This window comes from Mesobacillus subterraneus (genome assembly GCF_000934845.1).
GTDB lineage: Bacteria > Bacillota > Bacilli > Bacillales > Cytobacillaceae > Mesobacillus > Mesobacillus stamsii.
Window position 1 is genome coordinate 1 of record NZ_JXIQ01000021.1, and the last position, 24,031, is coordinate 24,031.

The 24,031-nt window shown below is 42.7% G+C and carries 21 protein-coding genes; 10 read left to right on the forward strand and 11 right to left on the reverse strand.

The window, feature by feature from the left end:
- Positions 1 to 8: 8 nt before the first annotated feature.
- Complete coding sequence (locus UB32_RS03815) at positions 9 to 485, reverse strand: hypothetical protein (protein ID WP_052806943.1); 477 nt, start codon at positions 483 to 485, stop codon at positions 9 to 11.
- 213 nt (positions 486 to 698) lie between these two features.
- Here UB32_RS03815 and UB32_RS03820 point away from each other — a divergent pair, with 213 nt between their 5' ends.
- The 3 genes from UB32_RS03820 to UB32_RS03825 all read left to right on the forward strand — a co-directional run bounded on the left by UB32_RS03820 (position 699) and on the right by UB32_RS03825 (position 1,992).
- Positions 699 to 1,517, forward strand: a complete 819-nt coding sequence (locus UB32_RS03820) for a Cof-type HAD-IIB family hydrolase (protein WP_044391338.1) — start codon at positions 699 to 701, stop codon at positions 1,515 to 1,517.
- Positions 1,518 to 1,650: 133 nt separating this feature from the next.
- Positions 1,651 to 1,803: a hypothetical protein gene (locus UB32_RS20155; RefSeq protein ID WP_198528153.1), complete on the forward strand. Its 153-nt coding sequence runs from the start codon at positions 1,651 to 1,653 to the stop codon at positions 1,801 to 1,803.
- On the forward strand, positions 1,804 to 1,992 hold the full coding sequence (locus UB32_RS03825) for a DUF3813 domain-containing protein (RefSeq protein WP_044391340.1): 189 nt from the start codon (positions 1,804 to 1,806) through the stop codon (positions 1,990 to 1,992).
- Positions 1,993 to 2,034: 42 nt separating this feature from the next.
- Here UB32_RS03825 and UB32_RS03830 read toward each other — a convergent pair whose 3' ends face one another.
- Together UB32_RS03830 and UB32_RS03835 are read right to left on the reverse strand one after the other, a co-directional pair.
- Entirely contained in the window at positions 2,035 to 2,820 is a 786-nt protein-coding gene (locus UB32_RS03830) for a BsuPI-related putative proteinase inhibitor (protein ID WP_052806944.1), read from the reverse strand.
- Between the two features lie 21 nt (positions 2,821 to 2,841).
- A complete protein-coding gene (locus UB32_RS03835; RefSeq protein WP_044391342.1) occupies positions 2,842 to 3,684 on the reverse strand; it encodes a YitT family protein in 843 nt (280 codons plus the stop codon).
- A 128-nt stretch (positions 3,685 to 3,812) separates the two neighbouring features.
- Between UB32_RS03835 and UB32_RS03840 the strand changes: the two genes are divergently transcribed.
- Both UB32_RS03840 and UB32_RS19280 read left to right on the forward strand, forming a co-directional pair.
- Positions 3,813 to 4,673 (forward strand): DegV family protein, encoded by an 861-nt coding sequence (locus UB32_RS03840; RefSeq protein ID WP_044391343.1) that lies wholly within the window; start codon positions 3,813 to 3,815, stop codon positions 4,671 to 4,673.
- A 64-nt stretch (positions 4,674 to 4,737) separates the two neighbouring features.
- Complete coding sequence (locus tag UB32_RS19280) at positions 4,738 to 4,869, forward strand: DUF3941 domain-containing protein (protein ID WP_071976845.1); 132 nt, start codon at positions 4,738 to 4,740, stop codon at positions 4,867 to 4,869.
- A gap of 20 nt (positions 4,870 to 4,889) precedes the next feature.
- On the opposite strand, the gene UB32_RS03845 is transcribed toward UB32_RS19280, so the two are convergent.
- A complete protein-coding gene (locus UB32_RS03845; RefSeq protein ID WP_044391345.1) occupies positions 4,890 to 5,753 on the reverse strand; it encodes a CvfB family protein in 864 nt (287 codons plus the stop codon).
- A 414-nt stretch (positions 5,754 to 6,167) separates the two neighbouring features.
- Between UB32_RS03845 and UB32_RS03850 the strand changes: the two genes are divergently transcribed.
- Both UB32_RS03850 and UB32_RS03860 read left to right on the forward strand, forming a co-directional pair.
- On the forward strand, positions 6,168 to 7,814 hold the full coding sequence (locus UB32_RS03850) for a CoA-disulfide reductase (protein ID WP_044391346.1): 1,647 nt from the start codon (positions 6,168 to 6,170) through the stop codon (positions 7,812 to 7,814).
- Positions 7,815 to 8,331: 517 nt separating this feature from the next.
- Positions 8,332 to 9,198: an SDR family oxidoreductase gene (locus UB32_RS03860; protein ID WP_044391350.1), complete on the forward strand. Its 867-nt coding sequence runs from the start codon at positions 8,332 to 8,334 to the stop codon at positions 9,196 to 9,198.
- A 37-nt stretch (positions 9,199 to 9,235) separates the two neighbouring features.
- Here the strand turns inward: UB32_RS03860 and UB32_RS03865 are convergent, their stop codons facing one another.
- The 5 genes from UB32_RS03865 to UB32_RS03885 all read right to left on the reverse strand — a co-directional run bounded on the left by UB32_RS03865 (position 9,236) and on the right by UB32_RS03885 (position 15,730).
- Positions 9,236 to 10,270 carry a LacI family DNA-binding transcriptional regulator gene (locus tag UB32_RS03865; RefSeq protein ID WP_044391352.1) on the reverse strand — a complete coding sequence of 345 codons (1,035 nt, stop codon included), beginning with the start codon at positions 10,268 to 10,270 and terminating at the stop codon, positions 9,236 to 9,238.
- 96 nt (positions 10,271 to 10,366) lie between these two features.
- Complete coding sequence (locus tag UB32_RS03870; RefSeq protein WP_044391353.1) at positions 10,367 to 11,899, reverse strand: alpha-amylase family glycosyl hydrolase; 1,533 nt, start codon at positions 11,897 to 11,899, stop codon at positions 10,367 to 10,369.
- A 71-nt stretch (positions 11,900 to 11,970) separates the two neighbouring features.
- On the reverse strand, positions 11,971 to 12,813 hold the full coding sequence (locus UB32_RS03875; RefSeq protein ID WP_044391355.1) for a sugar ABC transporter permease: 843 nt from the start codon (positions 12,811 to 12,813) through the stop codon (positions 11,971 to 11,973).
- 1 nt (position 12,814) lies between these two features.
- Positions 12,815 to 14,098, reverse strand: coding sequence for a carbohydrate ABC transporter permease (locus UB32_RS03880; protein WP_044391357.1), 1,284 nt, complete (start codon positions 14,096 to 14,098; stop codon positions 12,815 to 12,817).
- 357 nt (positions 14,099 to 14,455) lie between these two features.
- Positions 14,456 to 15,730 carry an extracellular solute-binding protein gene (locus UB32_RS03885; protein WP_044391359.1) on the reverse strand — a complete coding sequence of 425 codons (1,275 nt, stop codon included), beginning with the start codon at positions 15,728 to 15,730 and terminating at the stop codon, positions 14,456 to 14,458.
- A gap of 289 nt (positions 15,731 to 16,019) precedes the next feature.
- Between UB32_RS03885 and UB32_RS03890 the strand changes: the two genes are divergently transcribed.
- Together UB32_RS03890 and UB32_RS03895 are read left to right on the forward strand one after the other, a co-directional pair.
- Positions 16,020 to 17,780, forward strand: a complete 1,761-nt coding sequence (locus tag UB32_RS03890) for an alpha-glycosidase (RefSeq protein ID WP_044391392.1) — start codon at positions 16,020 to 16,022, stop codon at positions 17,778 to 17,780.
- A 132-nt stretch (positions 17,781 to 17,912) separates the two neighbouring features.
- Positions 17,913 to 19,256 (forward strand): MATE family efflux transporter, encoded by a 1,344-nt coding sequence (locus UB32_RS03895; RefSeq protein WP_044391360.1) that lies wholly within the window; start codon positions 17,913 to 17,915, stop codon positions 19,254 to 19,256.
- Between the two features lie 6 nt (positions 19,257 to 19,262).
- On the opposite strand, the gene asnB is transcribed toward UB32_RS03895, so the two are convergent.
- Positions 19,263 to 21,110 carry an asparagine synthase (glutamine-hydrolyzing) gene (gene asnB, locus UB32_RS03900; protein ID WP_044391362.1) on the reverse strand — a complete coding sequence of 616 codons (1,848 nt, stop codon included), beginning with the start codon at positions 21,108 to 21,110 and terminating at the stop codon, positions 19,263 to 19,265.
- 164 nt (positions 21,111 to 21,274) lie between these two features.
- On the opposite strand from asnB, the gene UB32_RS03905 reads away from it, so the two are divergent.
- Positions 21,275 to 21,835: a DUF2777 domain-containing protein gene (locus UB32_RS03905; RefSeq protein WP_044391363.1), complete on the forward strand. Its 561-nt coding sequence runs from the start codon at positions 21,275 to 21,277 to the stop codon at positions 21,833 to 21,835.
- Between the two features lie 51 nt (positions 21,836 to 21,886).
- On the opposite strand, the gene UB32_RS03910 is transcribed toward UB32_RS03905, so the two are convergent.
- The gene (locus UB32_RS03910) at positions 21,887 to 23,920 is read right to left on the reverse strand and encodes a putative bifunctional diguanylate cyclase/phosphodiesterase (protein ID WP_052806945.1); all 2,034 of its coding nucleotides are present in this window, start codon (positions 23,918 to 23,920) and stop codon (positions 21,887 to 21,889) included.
- Positions 23,921 to 24,031 lie beyond the last annotated feature (111 nt).

The following is a 24,031-nucleotide window of genomic DNA, read 5'->3' on the forward strand; positions in this document are numbered from 1 at the left end:
TCTCCCACCTACTCATTGGGCTTTAGCCCTTCCCATTCCTTGAGGATGGGAGACTTCTTTCGGAAATCCGTTAAACTCACGCCTGCCTTGATCCAGTCATATGTAGCCATAGCACCAAGCGTCGTAATGGCGCCCATCGATGTTCCGGCAACACCAATTTTCAATGGATCTATGAGCCCTTGCTGCTCTAATTCTGCTTTAAGCAAGGAAAGCTCCTCAATGGAGGTCATGACGATTTCCCAAAAGCGAAGCCCAAGTTCTGTTTCTGACAAATCCCAACTGCGAGTACCATGGTATTTTGCCTCGGGCAACAGTACCCTGAACCCTTTTTCAGCGTAAAGATAAGCATAATGCAAGTTTCGTTCCTTTGTGCTGGTAAATCCATGGAGAAAAACAATCAAAGGCAATCTAGCTGAAAATCGATTTTGTTTTACGATTTGAAGAACAGGAATATCTTGAATACGCTTTTTTTCAACTAAAATCACGGTTAAACCCTCCAACTGTGCAAAGCGACCTTAAATTTTACTGCACTTTAATGTATTGAATATGATTTTTTTACAAATTAATTGTAAAATGGATACCATAGTGGTTATAGAAAGGAATAAACCACCATTCACTATATGTATTGTAGAACTCTTATGAAAAAAGAGCCAATCATACGCATAAGATTAAAAAAACAGAGAGAAGAAGGAGTTTTTATGGCTGAAAAACATTTAATTGCTTTAGACCTGGATGGTACCTTGCTTACCGATGATAAAAAGATTTCTGAACGGAACAAACTGGTTATTAGAAAAGCACGGGAAGAAGGACATATTGTCATGATCGCGACTGGAAGACCATTCCGGTCGAGTGAAATGTATTACCATGAGCTGCAACTCGACTCACCAATTGTCAATTTCAATGGAGCGTTCATCCACCATCCGCTGGACAACAGTTGGGGTGTTCACCATTCTCCTCTATCCATCAATGTTGCCATGGACATTGTCGAAGCGCTCGACGATTTTAAATTCCACAATATCATTGCTGAAGTGATCGACGAGGTCTACATTCATTATCATGATGAAAAATCGCTGGACATCTTCAATATCGGAAACCCTCACATAACGACGGGTGATTTACGGCGCTTTCTGACGGCCTCGCCGACAAGTATGCTTATCCACTCAGATGAAGAATATGTCCGCAAGATCCGCACTCACCTTTCTGATGTCCACGCGGAAGTGATTGAACATAGAAGCTGGGCTGCGCCTTATCATGTTATCGAAATCATCAAAAATGGTTTGAATAAAGCTGTCGGTTTGAAAAAGGCAGCTGATTACTTCCAGATTCCTGCTGAGCGAATTATCGCATTTGGCGATGAAGACAATGATTTAGAAATGCTGGAATATGCAGGACGAGGAATTGCAATGGGCAATGCTGTCCTTGAGGCGAAAAATATTGCGAACGAAGTGACTCTTACAAATGAAGAAGACGGAATTGCTGTGTATTTGAACGATCTGCTAAACCTGAAAGCACTATAGAAGAATTTTGCAAGAAGTGGCTAAACCGAACAAAGCTACTTTTCCTAATTGTTTTTGCACGAAAAGGACATACTATAACGGAAGCAGCCATGAAGGACTGTTTCAAATCTGCTCGTAGATGGAGGGGAAAACGATGGGTAAAAGCAATAAATCCAAGCGTTTTGTACAGCAAGGGGTAGATACTGTCTCCAAGCATTCTCAAAGAATCCCTTACCACACCACGTATGCCGAGGCTGAGGCTCAAAAGATGGCGAATGTGAGAGAGTCCTCTTTAGGGGGGATTTAGATGGGAAACAGGCTTTTTCAGGAAGCTAGAAAGGCTGTCGAATTAGCTGAAACTGCAAAGCCTGCAGAACAATCTGCAGCCATCAGCACAGCGGAAAATGCTCTTTCTTCTGCATATGCTAATACAACGAATGCCGAAAGAGAGCAGCTAAGGTCATTTCAGGACGAGCTGAATACACTTCGAAAATAAGTAATAGACAAAGCTCGGCGGATTCCTGCCGAGCTTTGTCTATCATTTATTGGGAAATCTTTCGAGCAAGACAGGATAGGTGTGAATGATTTTGCCCTCCTTACTGCGCTCATAAAGAGTTAGGATCAGGGATCCATTTTGCGGCAACTTGTTTTCTGGTATCGTAACTTTAAGCGAAAAAGGATGCCAATTCGGGTATTTAGATTTTTGAATAACCTTAGTTTCAGCAATCAGCTGATTGTGGCCATCCTCGATTGTATAAAAGAATTTTCCGCTGGTTGGTCTCGCTTCTCCTGAAATTTTGTAGGAGCCACTTTCTCCGGCGGTTTTTATTCCTTTAAAAACTGGATTTTCGCCTGGAATGTACATTTGCTTCTGATCGGTCAACTGCTGTTTATTTTCAACAGGTTTTCCGTTTACACTAATCGCTTCCAACTGTCCATTAACCGAGTATTCCCCTTCTTTGATCCTTATTCCTGCTTGGTTATAATCCCAGCTTTCCCGCCATTTAATTGTCTCGCGCGGCTTTACCTCCAGTTTTTCAAACGCCTGAGCAAAAGCTTTATCCTCCGAGAATTGGTAGACTTTCTTCTTTTCTCCATCCATTACGATGATTTCATATTTCTTCGAGGTAGGAAATTCAAATAGCAAATCCCCATTCCCATGGTTTTTCAGAGTCAGTTCAAACTCGACAAACTCAGGACCAGCTATTTGGTCTATGGAAAAACTAAACTCCGATTTTTCTGGTGTCTGCTTCTCCTGCCCAATGGCCAATGCCGGAGCAACAGCAAGCAAAAGCAACATGATCCCCAAACTGCTTTTCTTCATTTCCATCCTCCGTTCCTACATTTATTCACGCCTAAAAAACCCAAAAATTCCGGCTGTCTCCACTATATTAGTGAATGCCTGTGGATCGACTTCCTTGATGATGCGTTCAAGATCATACAATTCATACCTTGTAATTACAATGATCAGCATCTCTTTCGGTTCGCCGGAGAATGCTCCTTTTGCTGGTAGCAAGGTAATCCCGCGGACGAGTTTGTCATGGATGGCTTTCTTTAATTCATCTGATTTTTTGGTCACGATCATTGCCGTTAATTTTTCATGTCGGGTATGGATCGCATCAATCACCCGAGTCGAAACATAGAGAGCAACAAGAGTATAGAGCGCATTTTCCCAGCCGAAGATGTAACCCGCAGTCATTATTATGATGCTGTTCAATGTAAAGAAATATGTACCGACAGGGCGATCCTTCATCCGGGACAGCACCATAGCAATAATGTCCATTCCGCCAGTCGACGCCCCCCATTTCAAAGTCAAGCCAACGCCAAGTGCAGCAATGACTCCTCCAAAAACAGCATTCAGAAGGATATCAGTCGATACTTCTTTTACCGGCAGGATTTCAAGAAAGAAGGATGAAAGCAATACAGAAATGAAACTATAGATGGTAAATGATTTCCCGACTTTCTTCCAGCTAAGGATGGTGACTGGAATATTTAAAATCAAAAGAAGAATCCCGGTGGAAATGGTAAAAGGCGCAAATTCACCGAGAATGCTTGAAACGAGCTGTGCTATTCCGGTAAAACCACTTGCATAAACATTTGCCGGGATTAAAAAGAAATTCAATGACAAAGCATTTAAGAGTGCTCCGATCACTACGATGATGATTTTTTTTGTTTCCAACCAGACCATGTAAATCCCCCTTATTCTTTTCTATTCATCCTGTACCCCTATTTTGCCGAAAATCACTATATTTAATTGTCTTTTTCCGATATTCCCGATAAACTATTAACATATAAGGTCGAAAGCAGGTGTAAGAAATGTCAGTAAAAATAATGACTGACAGTGCATGTGATTTGCCATTGGATTTTTATGAAGAAAATGGCACTATTTTATTCCCGTTAAAAGTCCATATTGATGGGATGGAATACGAAGATGTAAAAACAATTGAGCCAAAGCAGGTGTATGATGCCATTCGTGCTGGCAATCTCCCTAAAACCTCTCAGGCTTCTCCTGCTGGTTTTAAAAAGGTTTTTACCGAATTAGCCGAGAATAAAGAGGAAGGTATTTATATTGCCTTTTCTTCTGAATTGTCCGGAATCTATCAGACCGCTTTCATGACTGCCGAGCAGGTCAAAGAGGACTATCCCGATTTGAATGTAGCTGTGATTGATACAAAATGCGCTTCTCTTGGACAAGGACTTGTCGTCATGGAAGCTGTCCGCATGGCAAAAGAGAATCGTTCTAAGGAGGAAATTGTTCAGACTGTGCAATTCCTAAGCAAACATATGGAACATTTATTTTCCGTCGACGATCTTGACCACCTGGCTAAAGGTGGACGTGTTTCCAAGGCTTCCGCATTCGTTGGCGGGCTACTGAACATTAAGCCTCTCCTGAATGTGGAAGATGGCAAACTAATCCCTATTGAAAAAATTCGCGGTAAGAAGAAGCTCCTACGCAGAATAATCGAAGTAATGAGGGAGCGCGGCGAGAAACTAGAAGAGCAGATAGTTGGCATCAGCCATGCGGACGATCTCGAAACTGCAACAGAAATGAAGGATATGATTCTAAGGGAACTTCATGCAAAGGATGTCTATATCACTTCGATTGGTGCCGCTATAGGGTCCCATACTGGTCCAGGCACCATTGCAATTTTCTTTTTAAATAAACAGCCATCTTAACTTACATACTCCTCCTAAGGTTATGGGAAAATAAAATGCACCTAACCGGAAAGGAGTTTTTTGAATGCCGCATACATCTGATAACGATAAAAAAGCAAAGGACAACAATGCCCTTCGCCATGAAAAAAATATGATGCGTGAAAAAAATCGTAAAGCAGGCAAAAATCAATATTCAAAGAAAACAGATCATCTGTAAAAAAATAGAGCCAGTTGGCTCTATTTTTCTTTTTTATATGTCCAATTGTCTTCTTGATAAACCTTGTCTTCTTTCATCAGTCTGCCCAATGCGCGTTTGAATGAGCCTTTGCTCATGCCGAAGCGTTCCTGGATATCCTCAGCCATGCTTTTGTCATGGTATGGCATTGCTCCATTCCGCTGATCGAGGTATGCCATGATTTTCTCTGCATCCTCATCCAGTGCCTCTTGCTTTCGAGGGAGTATCGAGATATTGACAGAACCATCCGGCTTCACATCAATGATCCGTCCTTCCACTTTTTCGCCTATTCGCGGCTCGGTGCGACGTTGTGATTCATGAATAAACCCTTTGAACCCTTCTGCAGTGATCATCCAACTGCCAACTCTTGCTGTACGGTAAACGTAGCCATGAACATTTTTGTTGAATGCACTCCTATCTGCTGCAACAGAAATTTCCTGAATGACAGGATCTGTCGCCATCCGAGCGTAAATCATATTATTGCGATTCACCCTGAGAGTAATATACAGCAAGTCTCCTTTTTGTGGCCAAACCGCCTTGACAACAGGCAAGTCTTCTTCACCGAGCAGAATATCCTTAGTGATGCCTATATCCAGAAATACTCCGAGTCCATCCTTTACATCGACAACCGAAACCCACTCATATTGCCCCACTTGCACTTTAGGAATCGTGGTTGTTGCTGCCAGCCTGCCCCTTGATTCCACAAACAGGAACACTTCAACCTTGTCTCCTTCTTCAAAGTTCCGGTCCGTATCATTAGAGTGGAGCAGGACATCTTCTTCGCCATCTGATAAAAAGTAGCCGAAATCGACGATTCTTACTACGGTCAATTCTATTGTCTGACCTGTATATTCATTCAAGGACATATAAACATTCCCTCCTGCCTTGTTAGTACAGCTTTTCCGAATTACGGGAAATTGTTTGAACTGCTATATTTTACTATAATGTACCCAAAAGCGAAAGCGCCTAAAAAGTATTATAAGAATGATCAAATTGAACACGGCAATACTAACTATGCATGGTTTTCTTGAAAGTATTCTAAAATGGCATTATTTCCTATGGTTCATGAATGGTTCATAAACCGCCTACGATATTCCCCTATTTACACGGTAAAATGAATGTATATTATGTTGGTATATTTATTTATCTGTCTGGAATGGATGTTTGTAGAAACTTTCACAAATCATTCACAAAGTTATATTGGTTTTCCCCTATTCCAGAGGTAATATACCAGTATGGGTATAAAACATATTTTTTCGACTGAAAGGATGATCACTACAATGAGTAAAAAAGTCGTAATCGTAGGCGGCGTTGCTGGTGGAGCAACTACAGCAACCAAATTAAGAAGACTTGATGAAAAAGCTGAAATCGTACTTTTTGAAAGAGGAGAATTTATTTCTTTCGCTAACTGCGGGTTGCCATATCATATCAGCGGGGTAATCGAAGACCGCCAAAAACTGCTTCTTCAAACTGTTGAGGGCATGAACGCACGCTACAATCTTGATATCCGTAACTTCTCAGAAGTAACTGCCATCAACCGGGAAGAAAAAACCGTTTCAATCAAACATGTCCAGACAGGGGAAGAATATACTGAAAGCTATGACGTTCTTGTTTTATCACCAGGAGCAAAGCCGATCGTCCCTCCAATCGAAGGGCTGAAGAGCACAAATGTATTTACACTTAGAAATATTCCGGATATGGATAAGATCAAGGAATATATCGAAGGGAACCAACCGAAAAATGCTGTTGTGATCGGCGGCGGCTTCATCGGTCTTGAAATGGCTGAAAATCTTGTCCACACTGGAATAAATGTCACTCTTGTAGAGAAATTGCCACAGGTAATGGGGCCAGTTGATCCTGAAATGGCGGCAATTGTGGAAGACGAGCTAAGAAGAAATGGAATTGAGCTAATTCTTGGAGATGGAATCACAGATGTCCAGGACAATGGCACAAAGGTCGTCCTTGAAAGCGGAAAGGTTCTGGAAGCTGAATTGATCATCTTGTCAATTGGGGTACGTCCGGAAAACAAACTAGCAGCTGATTCAGGCCTTGAGCTTGGCGAACGCGGCGGGATCAAGGTAAATGAATACTTGCAGACATCTGATGAAGCTATCTATGCAATGGGAGACGCAATCGAAGTGACCGACTACATCAATGGTCAGCCAACTATGATTCCGCTCGCTTGGCCTGCAAACCGCCAGGCACATATTGTTGGACATCATATTAATGGACGGAAAATTGCCTACCCAGGAACGCTTGGTACTTCGATCGTGAAGGTATTCGAATTGACAGCTGCAACGACTGGCAACAGTGAAAAACTATTGCGCAGACTCGGTATTCCTTATGAAGTGGTCCATATTCACCCGCTGTCACATGCCGGCTATTACCCTGGTGCAGAGCAGATCTCACTAAAATTAATTTTCGACAAGAAAACAGGCAAAATTTTCGGTGCTCAGGCTGTCGGGAAAGATGGTGTCGATAAACGAATTGATGTCATCGCAACTGCAATCAAAGGCGGCTTGAATGTCTATGACCTTCAAGAGCTAGAGCTTGCTTATGCACCGCCATTCTCTTCCGCAAAAGATCCAGTAAACATGGCAGGCTATGTTGCTTCCAATATTGTGGATGGAACAATTGAAACAGTTCAGCACTATGAGGTTGATGAATTGCTCGCTGATGGTGCGTTCATGATTGACGTTCGTACAGAGGATGAGTTTGCTGATGGCAAAATCGAAGGGTCAAAAAACATACCGCTCGATGACCTGCGCAGTCGTCTTAACGAGCTTCCGAAAGACGAAACAATTCTCATTACTTGTCAGGTTGGGCTTCGTGGCTATCTTGCATCCCGAATCCTTCAACAAAACGGATTCGAAGTCAAGAATCTGACAGGCGGTTACAAAACGTACTCCATCTTTAAAAATAAATAAACTTCAGTAAAAAGAACCGGGCAAACTGTGCCCGGTTCTTTTTTGGTTTTGGCTGATAATCGGGGCTGTTGATTGGAACGGAAGACACTCGCATTCCGCGGGGCGTCAGGTGTCTTCCGTTCCAATCAACAGAGCGCAAAATTATTATTTGTCTTTAAATAAATCCAAAAGTTCGTGTTTTTTTACTAAAATAACCATAAGGGCATCTTTCATGCGGAAAGATACCCTTATGCAGGCAGTTCGAACTCTATAAGGGCATCTCTCATGTGGAAAGATACCCTTATGCAAGCATTTCCCCTCTATAAGGACATCTTCATGCGGAAAGACCCTAGTTAATTCCCTTATTAATATAATTTTGGTCATTGGATCACCCTAAATAGGTAAACCTGTTTCCGTTTTTTCCAAACGGCCATAAAAAGGGGCCATTTTTATTGAGAAGATTTTTCCATGTTTTTTTTCTGGTTTTTAATGGAATTTAATAAGGGGTGAATCAAATTTATAAGGAGTGATTTGTTCTATGACGAATGAGAAGAATAAACAGGGTTTTCCGCCTCAGCATCAGGATCATCAGCCTGGAACGGAGCCGGAGATGAATCCTGAACCGAAATCGGTAGATGAACAGTATAAAGGCTCCGGGAAATTATCTGGCAAGGTGGCATTGATCACTGGAGGAGATAGTGGGATTGGCAAATCAGTAGCGATTTATTATGCAAAAGAAGGTGCAGATGTAGCCATTATCTATCTTGAGGAAAGCATTGATGCTAAAACGACGAAGGAGCTCATTGAGGCTGAAGGCAGAAAATGTCTGTTGCTGTCCGGAGATGTTGGCAGTGAACGGTTCTGCGAGGAAGCTGTCAGAAAAACAATTGATGCGTTCGGCAAGATTGACATCCTAGTCAATAACGCGGCAGAACAGCATCCGCAAAAGAGTTTGCTTGACATCTCTGCCCAGCAGCTAGAAAAAACGTTCCGCACGAATGTCTACTCGATTTTCCATTTGACAAAGGCCGTTCTACCTCATCTTAAAAAAGGAAGCTCGATCATGAACACTTCTTCGATAACAGCCTATCAGGGCAATGAGAAGCTGATAGATTACTCGTCAACAAAAGGGGCAATCGTTTCGTTTACGCGTTCCCTTGCTATGTCTCTTGCATCGCAAGGCATCCGAGTTAATAGCGTGGCACCAGGTCCGATCTGGACACCGCTGATCCCATCAACATTCACTGCAGAAGAAGTAGCGAAATTTGGAACAAATTCCCCAATGGGCCGAGCTGGACAACCGTTTGAACTAGCACCGGCATACGTCTATCTTGCAAGCGATGATTCCAGTTATGTAAGCGGACAGACGATCCATGTGAACGGGGGAACGATTGTAAATGGGTAAAAGGAAGAGGCGAAGCAGCGCTTTGCCTCTTTCCCTTTTAAACAAGGGACTCTTTTGGACGATCGCATGAATACCTTGTCACGATGTTAAATGGAACGATAATTCGCTTGATTGGCTCTTCTGGGTTCTCAATTTTTTGAATCAAGTTCTTGGCTGCCTGGAATCCAAGGTCGAAAATATTAATATTAACAGAAGTCAGCGGCGGCCTTGCCATCTCGGCAATCAAGACGTTATTGAAACTCACAATCGAGATATCTTTTGGTACCTCAATCCCCATTTCATCAAGCTTATTTAAAACACCCAATGCCATCAAGTCATCGGCGACGACTAAAGCGGAAGGTGGTTGATCTAGTGACAGCAGCACTTCAACAGCATCCTGCCCGCTTTCCTGCAGGAATTCATCATTGATGATGTATTCGTCTACTAACTTGATTCCTGAGTTCCTCAGTGCTTTCTCGTATCCTTCTATACGCTCTACCGTCACAACAAGATCGAGGTTCCCTCCGATGAAGGCAATTCGATCATGGCCAAGCTGAATTAAATGTTCTGTCACTTCTTTTCCAGCCTTGAAATTATCATTATCAACATAATTTATATTTTCATCATCTTTAAACGGCTTACCGATGACAAAAAACGGAAAATCTCGTTTTTTCAAATAGGAGATGACCCGGTCTTCTACCTTTGAGTACAAAAGAACTACCCCATCCACTCTGCCGCCTTGGACCATCGCGACAACACCGTCATAGATTTCATCGTCTGTCTTCCCAGTTGTCATGTGGAGGGCGTATTGTTTAGCATGTGCCCCCTCGCTCAATCCTGTCAAAACAGTTGGGAAAAACGGGTTCTGAAAGACAGCGTCACTGGAGCTCGGCATGACAAGCCCGATTGCCCTCGTTGAATGGCTAGCAAGGCTTCGGGCGATAAAATTCGGGTGATACCCAAGCTCGTCCATAACCTCCCTGACTCTTTTCTTCGTTTTTTCGCTGATCCTGGAACTATTGGCGATAACACGAGAGACAGTGGAAGGCGCGACATTTGCAATCTTCGCGACATCTTTTATAGTAACAGCCATTTAATTCCCACCCTTCTACCTGAACAATCCATTGTAATCATTATAAATGATTTGTCCAGTTTTTTTGCTGAATTTTCTAGTAGCGATGAATTTTTGCTATTCGTTCCTCTTTTTCCTTCTTTTTAAAAGCAGGAAAATAAAGCCGAAGAAGGCAGCATACACAGCACCCATTGCCACTAAATAAGGAATATTCAACCCGGTTTTTTCTGCGAGAACATAAATTTCCGCACTCTCCCGTGCGAGTGCCAGATTGTATTTCCCATCGTTGCTCCTGACTAGGTCATCTGCGAGCAAACCGCGCAATTCCTTTTTATCCTCAATCTGCTCGGAAGTCAAAGTGACTTGCTGAGTATTGGAAGTATTATTGATCGCAATCACCGCAGTCTCCTCTTGATAGCTGCGCTTGAAAACGGCCATTCCCTGCTTTTCGTAAAGAACTTCCAGATCTCCTCTTCTTAAAGATGGAAGGTCACTTCGCAGTTCCCCAAGTTTTGTGACATATTCGATCAATTCTTTATCCGCTCTGAAGCTCATCTGCCTTCGGTTATCCGGGTCTTCCCCTCCATCGAGCGCAATTTCACTACCATAATATACAATTGGAATGCCGGGAGCCGTATACATATAGGTCAGCGCCATTTTCCATCTCGTTCCTGGATGCTGTCCGTTCTGGACTGCTTTTCTCGTAAATCTGACCATATCGTGATTGTCGATAAAATTCCCCATTAATTCTGGGTTCTCGTAAGTTGCTTTATTTCTCTCCGCCGTTGTGAAAAGCCAGTCCAAAGTCTGATCTGGTTTTTCGAATGCAGTGCGCAGCTGCTCATTCAATGGAAAATCAACAAAACCATCGATTCCCGCCTTATCATAATCAGCAATATAATTAGGATCCTCCGACCATACCTCGCCAATCAAATAAAAGTCGTCTTTGACACTTTTCACTTTTTTTGAAAAATCGGACCAAAACTCAACCGGTACATGGCGGACCGTATCAAGCCTGTAACCGTCAATATTTGTTTCTTCTATCCACCATTTTGCAGCATCCAGCAAGTACTTCCGTGTTTCTGGATTTTCTTGTGCTAAATCAGGCAGGCCATAAATCCAGTTATTTTCAAGCTGAGCCTGATCATTCCAGTCCAGGATCTCCTGCTTTTCATGGAACCAGTCCTGCCTAGCTGGATCGTTCACCCACTCATGATCAGGAGCAACATGATTAACGACAAAATCAAGAATGATTTTTAGATCCCTTTTATGCGCTTCCTTTACAAGCTGTTTGAATTCGTCTAAGCTCCCAAAATGTTCCTCTGTTTGATAAAAATCTTTAATCCAATAGCCATGGTAGCCTTTGTCGGCATTATCGAACACCGGTGTCATCCAGATTGCGCTAAACCCCATGCCCTTTATATAATCCAGCTGATCGATGATACCTTGGAAATCGCCGCCATGATAGGCCTTTGGATCATTTGCATTTATCTCGAAGTCATTGCTATTGTCACCGTTGTTAAAACGGTCCACCATTAAAAAGTAAATTGTTTCATCCTGCCATTTGCGTCCTTCTTTTTCCGCTGCACCTACTGGGAGAGCGCTAAACAGAAGGAACGGAATCAAGATGAAGATGATGTTTTTTTTCATCCTCGGTCCCCCTCATAATTTAAGCAAAGGCCAAAAAATGGCCTTTGCTTAACATGTTCTGCCCTAATAGATTATCCTTTTGTTCCTCCTGCCGTCAAACCAGAAACAAAGTATTTTTGGAAAGACAGGAACAGGATGGCAATCGGTACCGCAATTAATACTGCACCAGCAGCAAACGTCGTGAATTCTGCACCAAACTGCTTGGCGACCAAATCATATAAACCTACCGCAAGCGTGTATTTTTCTTCTGACCTTAAAAGGACTCTCGCAAGGATGAAATCACCGAATGGAGCAATGAACGCGAACAATGCTACAACCGCGATGATCGGTGTTGCAAGCGGCATAACAATCTGGAAAAAGATTCTTAAGTGGCCAGCACCATCCATTTTAGCTGATTCATCAAGTTCTTTCGGTATTGTATCGAGATAGCCCTTCATCAACCATGTATTCATTGGGATTGCGCCTCCCACATATACAAGGATCAAACCTAGATGAGTATCAAGCAAGCCAGTCAATAATGCAAGGATGAAAATCGCGATCAAGGCTGCGAAGTTTGGAATCATTTGCAGGATCAGGAATGTCATTAAGCTATTTTTACGTCCAATGAAACGATAGCGTGAAAAAGAATACGCTGTAAAGCTGACAAGGATGACAGTAAACACCATGGTCAGAACACTTATCTTCAATGAATTCCAGTACCACAATAAGTAAGCGCTCTGGTTTGTGTCGAACAGTTCCTTATAGTGATCAAGTGTAGCATTCTTGGGGATGATGCTTGAACCGGACAAGCTCTGACCTGGATTGAAAGATGAACCGACTATCCATAGCAGCGGGTAAAAAATAATTGCAAACATAACGATAATAATCAGATACGTTCCTGTCAGTCTGAGGTATTTCTGTCCTTTGATACTCATATTACATCATATCCTCTTCTTGGAATGATTTCGTTCTCTTGAACTGCCATAAAGCTACTCCGATAACGATCAAGGAAAGAAGCATGGTAATGGCGGCAGCTTTAGAGTACTGTGCGGACGTCATCGTTAAGCTGTAAATCCACGAAATCAGGATATCTGTACCGCCGGCATTTGCGCCTGGCATTGCTGGCCCACCGCCGTTAAAGAGATAAATGATATTAAAATTATTAAAATTAAACGTGTATTGTGTAATCAAAATGGGCGCAGTTGCGAAAAGCACAAGCGGCAAAGTGATGTTCTTTAATTTCTGAAAAGTTGTTGCACCATCGACAGTTGCTGCTTCGTACAACTCTTCCGGGATGGATTGAAGGACCCCTGTTACCATCGCGAAAATGAACGGGAATCCAAGCCATGTCTGAATCATAATCAATGCGATTTTCGTATACACTGCTTCAGTCATCCATGGAATATTAGCGATTCCAAAAAAGCCGAGGATGTCCCGGTTAATCGCACCGAATGATTCGTTGAACATACCAGCAAATACAAGAATTGATACGAAAGCAGGTACAGCCCAAGGAAGAATGAATACGGTACGGATGATTGCCTTTCCTTTAACGTCCTTCTGGTTGACAAGAATCGCCAGAAACATTCCTAGGGCAACCTGGAAAGTTGTTGCGACGAATGTCCAAATGATCGTCCATGAAAGAACGGAGAAGAATGTCTGACGCCAGGATTCCAATTGGAACAAATCAAAAAAGTTTTTCAGTCCGACCCAGTCAACCAGTTTCGCAGGCGGCGAATGATACAGATCATAGTTTGTAAATGCGAGCAAGACTACGAAAATGATCGGGAACACAACAACGAAAATTAATAGCAGGAATCCAGGTGACATGATCAAATATGGGAACCCATTATCAATTAAATTATTGTATTGCTCCTTAACCGTGCTAAGACGCTCCCCCGTGTCTCTTTTTAAGCCATTCTTATAGGCATCATTTAAGCTGAAAAGATAAAAACCAATTCCAAAAATCAGGACAATCAATGCCAGGATTCCTTCCACCAACAAGAAGATGGAGTGGTCACGAGGCGTTTGCTCTCCGAGGGTAAACAGGCCCCATAACCCCATGTTTAGCAAGTCTTTGAACACTCCGAAGAATGCACCGGTTAAAACTAAAAATGCGGTCCCTTTTAAATATTGTTTGTTGTATAGCTGACCTAGCCCAGGAATCATTGAAAGGGCTGTTGCTATTTTGCGGTGGTTGGTTTGATAGGACTTCGCTTTCATCCCTATTCCCCTTTCTCTTTCTATATAATTGATAAGGCGATTTTCGAAAACAATGCTGATGCTTGATCATCGAGGACAAGCCCTCGCTGTGACAACCAATCTAGCAAAATCAGCCTTGTTTAAAAGCATCAGATGCTTTATGAGAACGAATACATTATCTTTCATACTGTTTCTGTATTATACCGAAAGCTTTTGTTTTCCCTCTCAGGAAGCACCTGATTGGCTTACTCTTATTTTAGCGCAACCGTTTGCTCCATAAAAGACTTTTTTTCTGTTTCAAGAAGGCGACAACTTTATGGCTTTATCTTAATAGAACAGTACCTCCTCAATGGATGTACTGTTCTATGATAGATTGCTTTATTTCGAGTGGTTTTGCTGGATGTTCTGTTCTATTTGCTTAACTGCTGAATCTAGAGCTGCTTGCGGCTCCGCTTTGCCTGTTACAACAGTTTGCAAGGCGCTGGCCATTGGTGCCCAAACTTCACCCATTTCAGGAATGTTCGGCATTGGAACTGCGTCTTGTGTTTGAAGTGCAACAGCTTTAGCACCTTCATTTTCAGCGATTGCTGGATCGTCAACTAAAGCTACGTTAGTTGGAACTTCAGCAGTTTGCTCGAAACGGTACTTAGCGTTTTCGTCGTTTGTAATGAACTCGAGGAATTTTGTAGCCCATTCCTGGTTCTTTGAGTAAGAAGAAACATGCCATCCTTTCACACCCATAAAAGTCTTCATTGGTGTGCCATCTGCAAATTTAGGGAATGGAGCTGCACCGAATTCGATGCCAGCATCTTTCATGCCACCAAATGCCCATGGTCCGTTCATAACAGACGCTACTTTCCCTTCGTTGAAAAGTCCATCCATAGCAGATCCGCCATTTTCACCGATAATTCCATTAGGGAATAGCTTTTCAGCATACCACTTCTGAATGTACTCTGTACCTTTTACAGCACCTTCGTTGTTCAAACCCAGATCTTGAGGGTTAAGAGTGCCGTCTTTTTCCCCAAATACATATCCGCCGTTGCCAGCGATTGGAGCGTGTGCAAAGTAGAAGTTATCCCAAAGTGCAAGGAAACCGTATTTGCCGTCTTTCGTGTTTGCTTTTGCGAATGCATATAGATCTTCCATAGTTGCAGGAACTTCAGTCATAAGAGCTTTGTTATAGATAAAAACTGGAGTTTCCGCAGACTTTGGAAGTCCGTATAATTTACCGTCGAAAGATTGGGCAGCGATAGAAGATTCAGAGAAAGTTGCCTTTACGTCATCGCTTACATTTAGTTCAGCAATATGTCCTTGAACTGCAAGCTCACCGATTTGGTCATGCGGAAGTGTGATAATGTCTGGACCGGTGCCAGCTGGGCCGTCAAGACGTAATTGCTCTTTCATTTTTGTAGCCATTTCTACTTCTTTAACCTCGATTTTGATACCGTTTTCTTTTTCGAAATCAGCAGCTACTTTTTCTAACCAGCCTGATTTATCTTTGTCTTCCCAAACTACCAGCTTCTCTGGTTTAGAAGCATCTTCTGTTTTCTTGCCCGTGTCGTTTGAAACCGGGTTTTCTTCTTTAGGTCCACAAGCCGCAAGTGCCCCGATCATTAAGACCAGCATCATGAAAATTGACCATCCTTTTTTCATTGTATTTCCCTCCTAAAATTGTTTCCTTACTTTTTTAATTGTGCATGATGTTTTCTAATCTGTGCAAACGTTTGTAATCCCGTCCGCAATTCTATGAAAACGATTGCACAACCTACTTATTATTATAAAGACTAAAATCCTTTTGACAACTATTTTTTTTACTTATAGCCAATAAATTTTTATTTTTTTGTAAATCGGCTATTTTTATTTGACATTTCTAAATAGGTGGTCTACCCTTGTTTTAATCTGACATTGATCGTATTTGATAATGAAAGGAATGGTTTCCTCCTTGTTAAAAGAAGCGATTTCCCACCGTCCTGGAGACAATGATGCATACGCTTGCACGAATGAAGAGCTACATATTCGCATTAGAACAAAAAAGCATGACATAAAAGAAGTTTCTCTTTTGAATGGTGATCCTTATGACTGGCACGATGGAAAATGGACAACAAATACCGTTCCAATGAGGAAAAGCGGTGCGGACCAGTTATTCGATTATTGGTTTGTCTCGATTAAACCGCCTCATAAAAGATTGCGTTATGGATTCCTATTGAATGATGGTATTGAAACAGCCTGTCTGACGGAAAAAGGTTTTTACGACCAACCGCCGTTAGACGATACAGGATACTATTTTGCTATCCCTTACATCAATAATATTGACGTATTTCGTGCTCCTGGCTGGGTGAAGGATACAGTCTGGTATCAGATCTTCCCAGAGCGCTTTGGAAATGGCGATTCTGCTAATGATCCTGAAGGTACTTTGCCATGGGGAAGCGCACCACCTGAGAGAGATAACTTTTTTGGCGGGGACCTCCAAGGTGTAATCCAGAATATCGATTACCTGGTTAACCTTGGGATTACCGGTATTTATTTTACACCGATTTTCAAGGCTTATTCCAACCATAAATACGATACAATCGATTATATGGAAATCGACCCGCAATTTGGGAATAAGGAAACACTTAAACGGCTGATCCAGGTTTGCCATGAGCATGGAATCAAAGTCATGCTTGATGCAGTGTTCAACCATAGCGGCTTCTATTTTCCGCAGTTCCAGGATGTTCTGGAACAAGGGGAAGCGTCTCCTTATAAAAATTGGTTCCACACGAAAGAATTTCCGCTCGTAATGGAGCCAAAGCCAAACTATGAGACATTTGCTTTTGAAAAATCGATGCCAAAGCTGAACACGGAAAATCCGGAGGTGATGGAATACCTTTTGGAAGTGGGACGCTACTGGGTACGTGAATTCGATATTGATGGCTGGAGACTTGATGTAGCGAATGAAGTCGACCATGCCTTCTGGAGAAAATTCCGTTCTGAAGTGAAAGCAATCAAACCTGATCTCTATATTCTTGGGGAGATCTGGCATGACTCGATGCCGTGGCTGCGCGGCGACCAATTCGACGCTGTCATGAACTATCCGTTCACTACGAATATCTTAAACTTGTTTGCCCGCGGAGCTATTTCGGTACAAGAGTTCATGGAAAACATGACAACGGTCAACCATATGTATCCGAAAAACGTAAATGAAGTCGCCTTCAACCTGATTGGTAGCCATGATACACCAAGAATCCTGACGGAATGTAGCGGAGACGAAGATAAGCTTAAACAGATTTTCACGATCCTGCTTTCTTATATTGGTACACCTTGTATCTATTATGGCGATGAAATTGGGATGAGCGGCCCGCAGGATCCAGGCTGCCGAGAATGCATGAAGTGGAAGGAAGAAGATCAGAACAAGAATATGTTTGAGCATGTTCAGAAGATGATCCGCCTTCGCAAGGAATATCCGCTGCTGGCGAATGAGGGGGAACTTCATTTCCTTTCATCGGATTCCCATGAAAGCTGCATTGCTTATACGAAATCAAACGGCGAAACAACCATTTTGGTTGTCGTGAATATTAGCGATGAAGAAGCAAGTTACCACCTGCCGTTTCATTTAAAAGGCAAGAAAATCACGAACATATACACTGGAGAAGAATATGCTGCTGATAGCGATGATTTGACAGCGAAAATTGCCGCAAATGGATATGCGTTGTTCCAGTTTTAAAGTTAGTAGCCCCTTCCTATTTAGGGAAGGGGCTTACCTTTTTTATTTTCCCCAACAAAAAATGAAGGTTTTTACGCTAAATCCCTTCCTGAGTCTGTATAAAAACAGAATTACAACTTGGAGATGGAAAACATGAAGAAAAAAACAGCTAAATTATCGTTATTTGCCATTACTTGGCCATTATTTATTGAAATTATGCTTTATATGCTGATGGGGAATGCGGATACCTTAATGCTTTCCCTGTACTCGGACAACTCAGTCGCAGCAGTTGGGGTAACCAATCAAATTCTCTCCATGGTTATCGTCATGTTTGGCTTTATCGCCACAGGTACCGCCATCCTGGTTGCGCAGAATCTAGGGGCAAACCAGCACAAGGAGGCACATGAAATTTCCGCTGTCTCGATCGGGGCGAATCTTGTTTTTGGTTTGATTTTGAGTGCAGCCGTCTTCGTTTTCAGCGAGCAGCTGCTCAACTTGATGGACCTGCCTCCTGAACTGTTTGACGAGGCTAACTCCTATTTAAAAATTGTCGGGGGCTTTTCTTTTATTCAGTCGCTGATCATGACGATTAGCAGTATCGTCCGCAGCTATGGTTTTACTAGTGATATCATGTATATCACGATCGGCATGAATGTGCTGAATGTGATTGGCAACTATTTCTTCATCTTCGGTACTTTCGGCTTTCCTGTGCTTGGGGTTGAAGGTGTAGCGATTTCAACAACTGTCAGTCGGATTGTTGGATTGCTTGCAGCGATTTACGTCATGAAAAAGCGGATCCCTGGGTCGATGCCATTGTCGCTGCTGTTCCGTTTCCCGAAAAAGCATTTACAGAACCTGCTCCATATCGGGATTCCTTCTGCCGGCGAGAATTTAAGCTATAATGGGTCGCAAATGATGATCACTTATTTTATCGCCACACTTGGAACACAGGCCCTGACGGCTAAGGTATATACACAAAATATCATGATGTTCATATTTCTTTTTAGTATCGCGATCAGTCAAGGAACACAGATATTAATTGGCCATATGGTCGGCGCAAATGAAGTCGAGCTTGCCTATAAACGAGCTATGAATAGTTTAAAACTTGCAATAATGATTTCGATCGCTTCAGCAGTGACCGCTTCCTTCTTTTCAAAAAAATTGCTGGGGATCTTTACTGATAACCCCAGCATTATTGAACTCGGCACTATCTTATTTTTGCTTACGATCATTCTTGAACCCGGCAGATCTTTCAATCTGGTGCTGATTAGTTCATTAAGAGCAGCTGGCGATGTGAAATTTCCGGTTTATATAGGCATTCTGATCATGTGGGGAGTCAGTGTACCCCTTTCTTATTTTCTAGGAATCTATTTAGAAATGGGTCTTGTCGGCATCTGGATCGCCTTCATTGCCGACGAATGGCTGCGCGGACTGCTCATGCTCTGGCGCTGGAAATCAAGGTTATGGATGAGAAAGTCCTTTGTAGCTGCAAAATAGATTTTCTTAATCTGCAATATTAATATGATAGTCCCGGAACCAGATATGAATCTGAGCAAGCTGAGCAAGCAGCTGCGGTCCGGTCATAAGTTGGCCGAACCATGGAACCTTGAAGGATGCGCCCTCGGTTTCAATCATTTTTTGCAGCGTAGTTTTGTCGAAGAATTCATGCAGCGCACTGTTCGAATCGGACATGAAATCTGATAGCATTCCTTTCACTGCCTGAGTGTAGCCGGGATGGTGGGTCTTCGGATATGGACTTTTTTTCCGGTATAATACTTCCTCAGGCAGTATTCCTTGCAATGCCTTACGGAGGATTCCCTTTTCCCTGTTTCCGTGCATTTTCATTTCCCACGGGATGTTCCAAACATATTCGACAAGTCGATGGTCCGCAAACGGCACCCTCACCTCAAGACTGGCGCCCATGCTCATCCGGTCCTTCCTGTCGAGCAGGGTCGTCATGAACCAGGTGATATTTAAATAGAATAATTGTCGCCGCTTTGCATCGATTTGATTCTCTCCATCAAGTACCGGCACCTCAGCTATTGTCTCATTGAATTTCGCCATCATATAATCTTCCAAATTCAATTTTTTTCGCCAATCATCTCTCAGCATATTCTGCCGCTCATTAATGGAACGCATCCAAGGAAATCCCTGTCGGTTGAGATCATCCTCCCGGTGAAACCATGGATACCCTCCAAAGATTTCGTCTGCGCATTCACCCGAAAGGCTGACGGTGAAATCCTGTTTGATTTCCCGGCAGAACCAAAGAAGGGAAGAGTCAATGTCTGCCATTCCTGGCAAGTCCCGAACATGCACAGCTTCTGTCAAATAAGCTGCCAGTTCTTGTTGGGAGATAACGCTGTTATGATGAACGGTCCCAAATGTTTCTGTCATCTTATTGATCCAGAAGGCATCCGCATTAGGCTGAAACTCGCTTACCTTAAAGTACTGATCATTTCCTTCATAATCGATGGAGTACGTATGCAGGCTTCCTTTGCCCTCTTTTTTATAATGGTTTGCGGCAATCGCCGTAATGGCACTTGAATCCAATCCGCCAGAAAGGAACGTGCACAGTGGAACATCGGAAACGAGTTGCCTCGTTACGGCGTCTGTGAACAGCTCACGTACCTTCTCAGAAGTTTCTTCAAGACTGTCTGTGTGTTCTTCGCTTTTGACGTTCCAATACCTCCAAATTTTCAGCCCATTTTTTGAAAAAATGAGTCCATGCCCTGGACGAAGTTCCTTCATATTTTTAAAAATACCAGCCCCAGGTGACCGGGATGGCCCGAGCCCAAAAACCTCGCATAATCCTTCTCTGTCTACCTCTGTTTTCACTTCAGGATGTGCCAACAGCGCCTTTTGTTCAGAGGCAAACATAAATCCTCCCGCTGTTTCCATGAAAAACAGCGGCTTCACGCCAAGACGGTCGCGACCGATGAACAGCTTTTCCTCCAGATGGTCCCAAACAGCGAAGGCAAAAATTCCATTTAAATATTCAAGGCAATTTTCCTTCCATTCCATGAAAGAAGTAAGCAATACTTCTGTGTCAGAATGGCCATGAAAAGAATATCCTTTTACTAGCAGTTCTTTCCTCAGGTCCTCGGTATTGTAGAGTTCTCCGTTATAGCAAATGGTATAGCGGCTATCTCCCTGTGCTCTGGTCATCGGCTGCTTGCCTCCCTCGGGATCGACAACCACCAGCCTTTTATGTCCCAGCGCTGCATGCTGCGAAGTCCATACATTCGTATCATCAGGACCTCTTTTGCTTAAAGTTTCCGCCATCTTGGCAATTAATTGATGCTCATGATCTAAATTTCTACGATAGTCTACCCAGCCTGTAATTCCACACATTAATGATCATCCCTTCTCAGCGGAACTTTTTCCTGAATCGCTTATGCATTACTCATCTTATGCAGAAAGATTCCATCTGGTTAATCGCCTAACTTATCCATCTGTTATAAATTCATCAAAATCTGTCTAAAAAGAAGGTGAGCGACAATAAATGGAGGATCCAAATGAATCGACAACAACGAAGCAATCTTATCGAATACCAACCCCGGTCATTCAATGCCGGAACTGTAGAGCATATTAATGCACAATGGATATTCTTTGATGAAGAGACGGAGGAAGCAGCCCTTATTGAGGAGTTTGCCCACCAAGAGGTAGAAGTGCAGCGAAACAGCAAATGGTGTAAAGGGATTTTACTGGATGACGGCAACATCCAGACTGGCAAGGAAATCCTATCCCTTACAGATCAGGAAATGATCAGAATCAGAAAGCAGCTGATCTATTCTTTCGAACGTCTGCTGGATGAATTGAATGATGAGGCATTTGTCCAATTCATTCAAACCTTGAATTCGTTGAAGTTCTCGCTCTATGATTGCATCTATTGTTATAATCATCTAACATTTCTTGATCATAAAGCCGGAAGATCCGGAGTGAATTTTTTGATTTTCGACAACGAAGAACATATTTGCAGCGTACAGCATCATTTTGATTATTATGAAATCCAAATGGACCGGTTTGAATTGACCTTGAACAACGGAAAGCGGACGGTGGTCGAACGAATATCGTAAACAGCAATAAAACCTGCATTCGAGGGAAGGCAGGTTTTCGCTTCTAATCGCTTATTTTACCGTGTATGCAATGTTTTCTACAGTCCTAAATCCTTGTTCAAAGGCAGCCGTATCAAGCGGTTTCTGGATATAGTAACCTTGAGCATAGTGGCAATCCAGATCTCTCAAGATGTTCATCTGTTCATGTGTCTCTACGCCTTCCGCAACGATGCTCACAGCTAGTCCCTGGCCCATGGTGATGATTGCCTTAACAATGGCAATATTGGATGGATCGTCATGCAGGTGCTTGATGAATGACTGGTCGATTTTCAGGGTATCAATCGGTAAATTTCGTAAATAACTTAATGACGAATACCCTGTGCCGAAATCATCCATTGATACTTTCACTCCTAGTTCCTGTAATGACTTCATGATGGAAATGCTGTAACCGATATCCTTCAGCATCGCGCTTTCTGTCAATTCGAGCGATAGGGATGCCGGAGCAAGCCTTGAAACGTGAAGAGCCTCCATCACCTTGCTTAGAAAGGTATGTTGCTGGAATTGATAGGCTGAGACATTAACGGAAATTCCTAGATTAGGAAATCCGTTTTGCTGCCAGTACTTTGTTTGAACACAGGCTGTTGTCAGGACCCATGCGCCAATCTCTTCAATCAACCCAGTTTCTTCGGCTAACGGAATAAACTGCGCCGGTGAAACAAGGCCAAGAAGAGGATGCTGCCAGCGAATAAGCGCTTCGATACAAGTAATTTCTCCTGATTTCAAGTCCATCAGCGGCTGATAGTAGAGATGGAATTCGTTTTTCTGGAGTGCTTTTCTTAAGTAGCTTTCCAGTTCCATGCGAACCATTGCTTGATCATTCATCCCGGTTGAATAATACGTGATCTTATTCCCGCCCTGACTTTTTGAACGGTTCATCGCTATATCAGCATTTTTCAGCAGCGTATGTTCATCAAAGCCATCCTCTGGAAAAGAGCTGACTCCAATACTGGCCGTTACCATAAATTCTTGATTCTGGTAAGACAAAGGCAATGAGATAAGCCTTTGGAATTCTCTTGCCCACTTGGTCGTCAGGTCGATGCTGACATCCTCTGTCAACAGCAACGTAAAGGTATCGCCGCTGAATCTTGCCAGATAGGCGCCTGTTGGCATCTGATTGTGCAGTCTTTCCGCCAGTTGTTTTAAAACAAAGTCACCGGCAGAATGTCCTAGACTGTCGTTGATGATCATAAAGCGGTCAAGATCAATAACAAGGACGGCAAGCAGTTCTTTCTTCTGCTTTGCACGATGGACCATTTTCTCCAGCTTTTCCGTGAATCTCATTCTGTTGGGCAAACCTGTATCCTGGTCATAATAGGCTAGCTGAATGATTTTTTCTTCTGTCTTTTTTTGGCAGGTGATATTCCTGCCGATTCCATGTATTCCCACACAGGAACCATTGACTGTAATCGGAATGTTTTTGATTTCAAAAATTTGAGGTTCAGCGCTTTTGATGCGAATTTCGATTGTATAGGATTGTTCTTTTCCTTCCAATGCCTGAAGAAAATACCATTTTGCACGTTGAATGTCTTCTGGATCGATAAAATGGTGCGCAGGCCTGCCAATCAGTTCGCTTTCATCATAGCCGAAGGTTTTCATGAACGACCGATTAGCACTTGTAAAAGCCCCGTTCCGATCGGTGGAATAAACAAAATCTTCATTATATTCAAACAAGGACTGATAATATTGTTGAGAAATCTTAAGGCTCTCATTTAACTGAAGAATGTCTTGTTGCGAGGCTGTTAGCAGGTGGGACAATCTGTTGATGGTGTGTTTGTCGTTCCCCTCAGGAAGGAGCTCTTGCTTGTTGAGAATAGTAAAATAGATAAGATAAGGATGTTCAGCGCAATACTTGCCTCTGTCATCACACACCACCAGCACAGACAATGGAAGCTGCTTCATCAGAAATTGCTGCAGATGCGGTAGTTTTTCTGCTTTTGTATAAAAAATTTGCACTAAAAGATTTGCATGTTCTTTGAATGAATTGCTCTCTATAAAGCTAGTAACTTGTCTATCACTTTCATAAACGCAGCTTTTTGTTGTAGCCATAGCATTCTCCCTATCTTTATTTCTCCAATAACCCTCCCTCTTAAATTATCATAATTGTTCCCATAACGATAGGGGGGAAAAACAAAAGCTGCCCATTTATGGACAGCAATT

Coding starts and splice junctions, on each gene's coding strand:
- UB32_RS03820 (WP_044391338.1), top strand. CDS start 699: ATGGCTGAAAAACATTTAATTGCTTTAGACCTGGATGGTACCTTGCTT.
- UB32_RS20155 (WP_198528153.1), top strand. CDS start 1,651: ATGGGTAAAAGCAATAAATCCAAGCGTTTTGTACAGCAAGGGGTAGAT.
- UB32_RS03825 (WP_044391340.1), top strand. CDS start 1,804: ATGGGAAACAGGCTTTTTCAGGAAGCTAGAAAGGCTGTCGAATTAGCT.
- UB32_RS03830 (WP_052806944.1), bottom strand. CDS start 2,820: ATGAAGAAAAGCAGTTTGGGGATCATGTTGCTTTTGCTTGCTGTTGCT.
- UB32_RS03835 (WP_044391342.1), bottom strand. CDS start 3,684: ATGGTCTGGTTGGAAACAAAAAAAATCATCATCGTAGTGATCGGAGCA.
- UB32_RS03840 (WP_044391343.1), top strand. CDS start 3,813: ATGTCAGTAAAAATAATGACTGACAGTGCATGTGATTTGCCATTGGAT.
- UB32_RS19280 (WP_071976845.1), top strand. CDS start 4,738: ATGCCGCATACATCTGATAACGATAAAAAAGCAAAGGACAACAATGCC.
- UB32_RS03845 (WP_044391345.1), bottom strand. CDS start 5,753: ATGTCCTTGAATGAATATACAGGTCAGACAATAGAATTGACCGTAGTA.
- UB32_RS03850 (WP_044391346.1), top strand. CDS start 6,168: ATGAGTAAAAAAGTCGTAATCGTAGGCGGCGTTGCTGGTGGAGCAACT.
- UB32_RS03860 (WP_044391350.1), top strand. CDS start 8,332: ATGACGAATGAGAAGAATAAACAGGGTTTTCCGCCTCAGCATCAGGAT.
- UB32_RS03865 (WP_044391352.1), bottom strand. CDS start 10,270: ATGGCTGTTACTATAAAAGATGTCGCGAAGATTGCAAATGTCGCGCCT.
- UB32_RS03870 (WP_044391353.1), bottom strand. CDS start 11,899: ATGAAAAAAAACATCATCTTCATCTTGATTCCGTTCCTTCTGTTTAGC.
- UB32_RS03875 (WP_044391355.1), bottom strand. CDS start 12,813: ATGAGTATCAAAGGACAGAAATACCTCAGACTGACAGGAACGTATCTG.
- UB32_RS03880 (WP_044391357.1), bottom strand. CDS start 14,098: ATGAAAGCGAAGTCCTATCAAACCAACCACCGCAAAATAGCAACAGCC.
- UB32_RS03885 (WP_044391359.1), bottom strand. CDS start 15,730: ATGAAAAAAGGATGGTCAATTTTCATGATGCTGGTCTTAATGATCGGG.
- UB32_RS03895 (WP_044391360.1), top strand. CDS start 17,913: ATGAAGAAAAAAACAGCTAAATTATCGTTATTTGCCATTACTTGGCCA.
- asnB (WP_044391362.1), bottom strand. CDS start 21,110: ATGTGTGGAATTACAGGCTGGGTAGACTATCGTAGAAATTTAGATCAT.
- UB32_RS03905 (WP_044391363.1), top strand. CDS start 21,275: ATGAATCGACAACAACGAAGCAATCTTATCGAATACCAACCCCGGTCA.
- UB32_RS03910 (WP_052806945.1), bottom strand. CDS start 23,920: ATGGCTACAACAAAAAGCTGCGTTTATGAAAGTGATAGACAAGTTACT.